The sequence below is a fragment of the Mycobacterium sp. TH-M82 genome (genome assembly GCF_057473605.1).
Genome location: NZ_JBYCKY010000736.1, coordinates 1 through 5,601, shown reverse-complemented (window position 1 = coordinate 5,601; position 5,601 = coordinate 1). Strand labels below are relative to the sequence as shown.

The window sequence follows — 5,601 nt, the reverse complement described above, 5'->3', positions numbered from 1 at the left end:
AAAACCTCGACCACTTCCCCGTTCTGCAGCTGGCGCTCCAAGGCGACCAGCCGGCCGTTGACCCGGGCGCCGATGCAGCGGTGCCCGACCTCGGGGTGCACCGCGTAGGCGAAGTCCACGGGGGTGGATCGGGTGGGCAGGGTGATCACATCCCCCTTCGGGGTTAAGACGAAAATCTCCTCGACGGCAAAGTCATAACGCAGCGACTCCAAGAACTCGCCGGGGTCGGCGGCCTCCCGCTGCCAGTCCAGCAGTTGGCGCATCCAGGCCATGTCGTCGATCTCGGCGGCGGCATTCGGATGCGGAACACCGTTGCGGCCCTTGGCTTCCTTGTACCGCCAGTGCGCGGCGATGCCGTATTCGGCGGTGCGGTGCATGTCGCGGGTGCGGATCTGGATCTCCAGCGGCTTGCCCTCGGGCCCGATGACGGTGGTGTGCAGCGACTGGTATACCCCGTAGCGCGGCTGGGCGATGTAGTCCTTGAACCGCCCGGCCATCGGCTGCCACAACGAGTGCACCACACCAACGGCCGCGTAACAGTCCCGGATCGCCTCGCCCAGGATCCGCACCCCGACCAGGTCGTAGATGTCGTCGAAGTCGCGGCCCCGCACGATCATCTTCTGATAGATCGACCAGTAGTGTTTCGGCCGGCTTTCCACCGTGGCGTTGATCTTCGACTTGGCCAGCGTGGCGACGATCTCGGCGCGCACCGTGGCCAGGTAGGTGTCCCGTGACGGGGCGCGGTCGGCCACCAGCCGCGCGATCTCGTCGTAGCGCTTCGGGTGCAGGATCGCGAACGACAAATCCTCCAGCTCCCATTTGACGGTGGCCATTCCGAGCCGATGCGCAAGGGGTGCAATGACTTCCAGTGTCTCTCGGGCTTTTCGGGCCTGCTTCTCCGGCGGCAGGAAACGGATGGTGCGCATGTTGTGCAGCCGGTCGGCGACCTTGATCACCAGCACCCGCGGGTCGCGGGCCATCGCGATGATCATCTTGCGGATCGTTTCGGCTTCGGCGGCGCTGCCCAGCACCACCCGGTCCAGCTTGGTCACCCCGTCGACCAGGTGACCGACTTCGTCACCGAACTCCGCCGTCAGCGCCGCCAGGGTGTAGCCGGTGTCCTCGACGGTGTCGTGCAGCAGCGCGGCCACCAGCGTGGTCGTGTCCATGCCCAGCTCGGCCAGGATGGTGGCGACCGCCAGCGGATGGGTGATGTAGGGGTCGCCGGAGTGGCGCAACTGGTCGGCGTGCCGTTCCTCGGCGACTTCGTAGGCGCGCTGCAGCAGTGCCAGGTTCGCCTTGGGGTAGATCTTCCGGTGCACCGCCACCAACGGCTCCAGCGCCGGACTGAGCGCACTGCGCTGCGCGGTCATGCGCCGGGCGATCCGGGCCCGCACCCGCCGTGAGGCGCTGGTGGACGTCTTCAGCGTCTCCAGCGTCTCCGCAGGCGGCCCGGCGGGCGCTTGAGGTTCCAGGGGTGCCGGCACGTCGGACACCGCCGGCAGCTGGGTAGCCTGCGCGGAGCGCTGATCGTCGGCCACGTCACTCACCTTTCGAGTTCACCTCCGACCACGAGGATATCGCTCAGGTGCTGTGCAAGCTGTGTACCGGCAGCGGCGCCAGCACGGCGCGCCCACCCAGCCCAACCAGCTCCAGCACCACCGCCGCCGCGGTCACCGTCGCGCCGCCGCGGTCCAGCAGACGCTGCGCGGCGGCCAGGGTGCCGCCGGTGGCCAGCACGTCGTCGACGATGACGATGCGGCGCCCGGCCAGCTCGACCCGATCGGCGGGAATCTCCAGCGCGGCGGTGCCGTATTCCAGGCAATATTTCTCGGAGCGCACCGGCGGCGGCAGCTTGCCGCCCTTGCGGACGGCCAGCGCGCCGACGCCGAGCCGGTCGGAGACGGCACCGGCCAGCAGGAAACCCCGGGCGTCGATCCCGGCCACCAGGTCTGCGCCGGCGGCGATCCGCGCCAGCGCGCCGGTGACCGCAGCCAGCCCGTCGGCGTCGGCGAACAACGGCGTCAGGTCCTTGAACGCGACACCGGGGGTGGGAAAGTCCGGCACCTCCCGAGTCAGCGACGCGATCAGCTCGACGACATCCGGCCGGTCGGTGTTCACTGCCGCAGCACCCAGCGGTCCATGTTCCAGCCCGCGCCCCAGCGGGTCGGATTGGGGCCCACGGCGTAGGTATTCTTGGTGGTCAACAGGGTGCGCTGCTGGCGGTAGAGCGGCAGGGTCGGCATGTCGGCCCACAGCACCGGGGTGGCCTCGGCCAGCAGCCGGACCCACTCCGCTGGGTCGGCCGTGACCGCCAGCGTGTCGATGACGCCGTCGATCTGGCCGTTGCCGTACCCGGAGAGGTTGTTGCCGTTGCCGCTGTGCAGGTCGTAGGAGTCCATCGCCGACGATCCGGTCGATCCGCTGCCGGTGGCCCCGCCGATGCTCGCCAGCAGCACGTCGATCGCACCGTCGCGCAACGACTGCGGCCCGGTGTCCGCCGAGGCGACCTCGGTGACGGTGATCCCGGCGGGGGCACAGGACGTGGCGATCGCACCGAGGACCGCGGCCAGCCGCGGGTTGGGTGCACGGTAGCCGATCCGCACCGTCAGCGGGTTGCCGGCCAGTGCGTCCCGGGCGGCGTCGGGGTCGGCGTGGACGAACTGGGCGGGCTTGGGATCGGGAGCGTTCTCGGCCTGGTCGAAGACGGCGTTACCGGCCGTGTTGAGCCGCACGTTGGCGATCGGCACGCCGACATCCTGTGCGATCGCGTCGCGGGGGGTGCACAGGGCTACCGCCCGGCGCGCCGCAGTCTCGGAGAGTGGCCCCTGCGGGGCGAAGATCAGCTGCTCGATGCCGTCCGACGGCGAGTCGGCGCTCTGGTAGTCGTCCGGAGTGGCCAGCGGCCCCGCTGACCCGGTCGCCACGTCGACCACGTCGACCGTCCGCTTGTTGACCCGCTCCTGGACATCGGTGCCCTGCGGCCACACCGTGATTCGTTTGGTGTTCGCCTTGGCGCCCCACCAGCGGTCGTTCGCCACCAGCACCACGGCGCCGCTGTCGAGCACCGACTCGATCTTGTAGGGCCCCGACGACGGGAATTGCTCGACGATCGTGTCGGGTTTCAGGTCGGGCTTGAGTTGCCAGGTGGTGTTCCACAGCTGCACGATCTTCTCCACCACCGGCGCGTACTCGGTGAGCAGCGCGTCGGTGATGTCAGCGATTTTCAGGCCCAGCTGGTGCGCGATCACATGTGACGGCATCATCGAGGTCGCGGTGAACAGCTGTGGGTAGTCGACGACGTTGCGGTCATGGGCGAACGACACCCGGGCCCTTTTCTCGCCGTGGTTGCAGTCGATGCCGGCGATGTCGGCGTAGCCGGCCCGGCTGGCGGCGTCGAACCCGGGGAACCGCCCGGATTGGGCCGCCCAGGCCAGCACCAGATCGTCGCAGGTGATCGGCTCGCCGTCGGAGTAGACAGCCTCGTCGGCGATCTGGTAGTCCAGCACCAGCGGCGCCCGGCCCACCACCGAGATGCTGCCGAAGTCGTGGTCGGCCACCACCTGCCCGTCCGGCCCGTGGTAGCCGAAGCCGGTCAGGGTGCGAGCGAACGCCTGGGCGCCCGCCGACGCCGCGCCGGCGACGGTGGTGGTGTTGTATGAGACCAGCGGCCCGTCGACGGCGTAGTCGATGTGGTCGACGGCCGCCGCCGAGCACCCCGGCAGCAGCCCCACCCCGGCCACCGTGACGATCGCCGCCAGCAGCACCCGGGCGCGGCGGTAGCAGGCCGCCATCGGGTTACCGCCCGGTGCTTCGCTTGCCGGTCGGACCCTGGGCGTGGCGGCTGGTGGGCCGCACCGGCCGGGCTCGGCGTGCGGGCTTGCTGGGCGCCGCCCGTGCCGTCTGCTTCTTGCCCGCCGCCTGGTCGGTGGCGACAGCAGCGCCGGTGTCGCCAGGGCCCTCGATGGCGTCTGCGTCGGCCGGTGCGCCCAGCGCCGCGTTGCGCCGGCGGAGCACGCGGCGGGTGTGGCTGCGGACCAGCTCGGTGCGCTCCCGCATGCTGACCAGCAGCGGGGTGGCGTAGAAGATCGACGAGTAGGTGCCGACGATGATCCCGACCAGCTGCACCAGCGCCAGGTCTTTGAGCGTACCGACCCCCAGCAGCCACACCGCCACCACCATCAGCGCCGCCACCGGCAGCACCGAGATCAGGCTGGTGTTGATGGAGCGCATGAAGGTCTGGTTGACGGCCAGGTTGGCCTGTTCGGCATAGGTACGCCGGGTGGTGTGCTGGAAGCCGTGGGTGTTCTCCTCGACCTTGTCGAACACGATGACGGTGTCATAGATGGAGAAACCCAGGATGGTCAGCAGGCCGATCACGGTGGCCGGGGTGACCTCGAAGCCGACCAGCGAATAGATGCCGGCGGTGACGGCCACGTCGAAGATCATCGAGGCCATCGCGGCGGCGGTCATGAACCGGTCGTAGCGCAAGGTGATGTAGAGCGCGGCCAGCACCAGGAACACCACCAGCGCGATCAGCGCCTTTTTGGTGATCTGGGCGCCCCAGGTCTCCGACACCGCGGAGTCGCTGATCGCCTGCTTGCTGGGTTGACCGTCGGAGCCCTTCGGGTGGAACGCATCGAACAGGGCGTCCCGCAGCTGCGCCGTCTGTTCGTTCGACAGCGTTTCGGCGCGGATCTGCACCGTCGCCGAGGCGCCGCCGCCGACGATCACCACCGACTCCGGGTCGGTGCCCAGGCTCTTGCGGAACACGTCTTCGACTTGGCTGACGCTGGTGTCACCGCGCGGAAAGGACACCTTCGTGCCGCCGGCGAAGTCGATCCCGAAGGTGAAGCCGCGGACCAGGATGCTGGCGACGCCGATCGCGACGATCACCCCACTGACCGCGTACCACAGCCGGCGGTGACCGATCACCTCGAACGCGCCGGTACCGGTGTAGAGCCGGGAGAGGAAGCTGTGGTGCGGCAGTTGGCCTTCCCGGCCTTCCCGGCCTTCCCGGCCTTCCCTGCCTTCCCGAGCCAGCTCGTCGGCATTGCTGGCCTTGCCGGCATCGCCGGCGTCAGCTTGGCCGGGCTCGGTCAGTTCGACCGCAGCTCCGGTGTCACGGGCAGCCTTTTCGTCGCCCCCGCCGCGTTTGGTGTCGGATTCGGCAGCCATCTCGTTATCCCCGTCCCGTCGAAGCAGCCGTCATGTGGGCGGCCCGCCGTTCGCGGGCGACCTGCTGCACCGCTCCGAGGCCGTTGTAGGCGGGCTTGGCCATCATCGGCGACTTAGACGCCACGTACACCAGCGGCCAGGTCACCAGGAACACCACCACCAGGTCGAGGACGGTGGTCAGGCCCAGCGTGAACGCAAACCCCTTCACCTGGCCCACCGCCAGGACGTACAGCACCGCGGCGGCCAGGAAGGTGACGGCGTTGCCGGAGATGATCGTCTTGCGGGCCCGCGACCAACCGCGGGGCACCGACGACCGGAACGAACGGCCTTCGCGGATCTCGTCTTTGATGCGTTCGAAGAACACCACAAACGAGTCGGCGGTGGTGCCGATGCCGATGATCAGACCGGCGATGCCGGCCAGGT

The 5,601-nt window shown here is 69.2% G+C and carries 5 protein-coding genes; all 5 read right to left on the bottom strand.

Features of this window, described 5'->3' with window-relative positions:
* A partial coding sequence (locus AC2VON_RS22010; RefSeq protein WP_486954766.1) for a RelA/SpoT family protein occupies nucleotides 1-1,541 on the bottom strand: 1,541 nt, incomplete at its 3' end.
* Nucleotides 1,542-1,584: 43 nt separating this feature from the next.
* Complete coding sequence (locus AC2VON_RS22005) at nucleotides 1,585-2,121, bottom strand: adenine phosphoribosyltransferase (protein ID WP_486954765.1); 537 nt, start codon at nucleotides 2,119-2,121, stop codon at nucleotides 1,585-1,587.
* Nucleotides 2,118-3,794, bottom strand: a complete 1,677-nt coding sequence (locus AC2VON_RS22000; RefSeq protein WP_486954764.1) for an ABC transporter substrate-binding protein — start codon at nucleotides 3,792-3,794, stop codon at nucleotides 2,118-2,120. Before AC2VON_RS22000 ends, AC2VON_RS22005 begins: the two co-directional genes overlap by 4 nt.
* Before the next feature lie 4 nt (nucleotides 3,795-3,798).
* The gene (gene secF, locus AC2VON_RS21995) at nucleotides 3,799-5,178 is read right to left on the bottom strand and encodes a protein translocase subunit SecF (RefSeq protein WP_486954763.1); all 1,380 of its coding nucleotides are present in this window, start codon (nucleotides 5,176-5,178) and stop codon (nucleotides 3,799-3,801) included.
* 4 nt (nucleotides 5,179-5,182) lie between these two features.
* Nucleotides 5,183-5,601: MMPL family transporter (locus tag AC2VON_RS21990; protein WP_486954762.1), on the bottom strand; the 419-nt coding region annotated here is incomplete at its 5' end.

Excerpts from the sequence above, each read along its gene's own strand:
- AC2VON_RS22000 (WP_486954764.1), bottom strand. The coding sequence starts at position 3,794 with ATGGCGGCCTGCTACCGCCGCGCCCGGGTGCTGCTGGCGGCGATCGTC.
- secF (WP_486954763.1), bottom strand. The coding sequence starts at position 5,178 with ATGGCTGCCGAATCCGACACCAAACGCGGCGGGGGCGACGAAAAGGCT.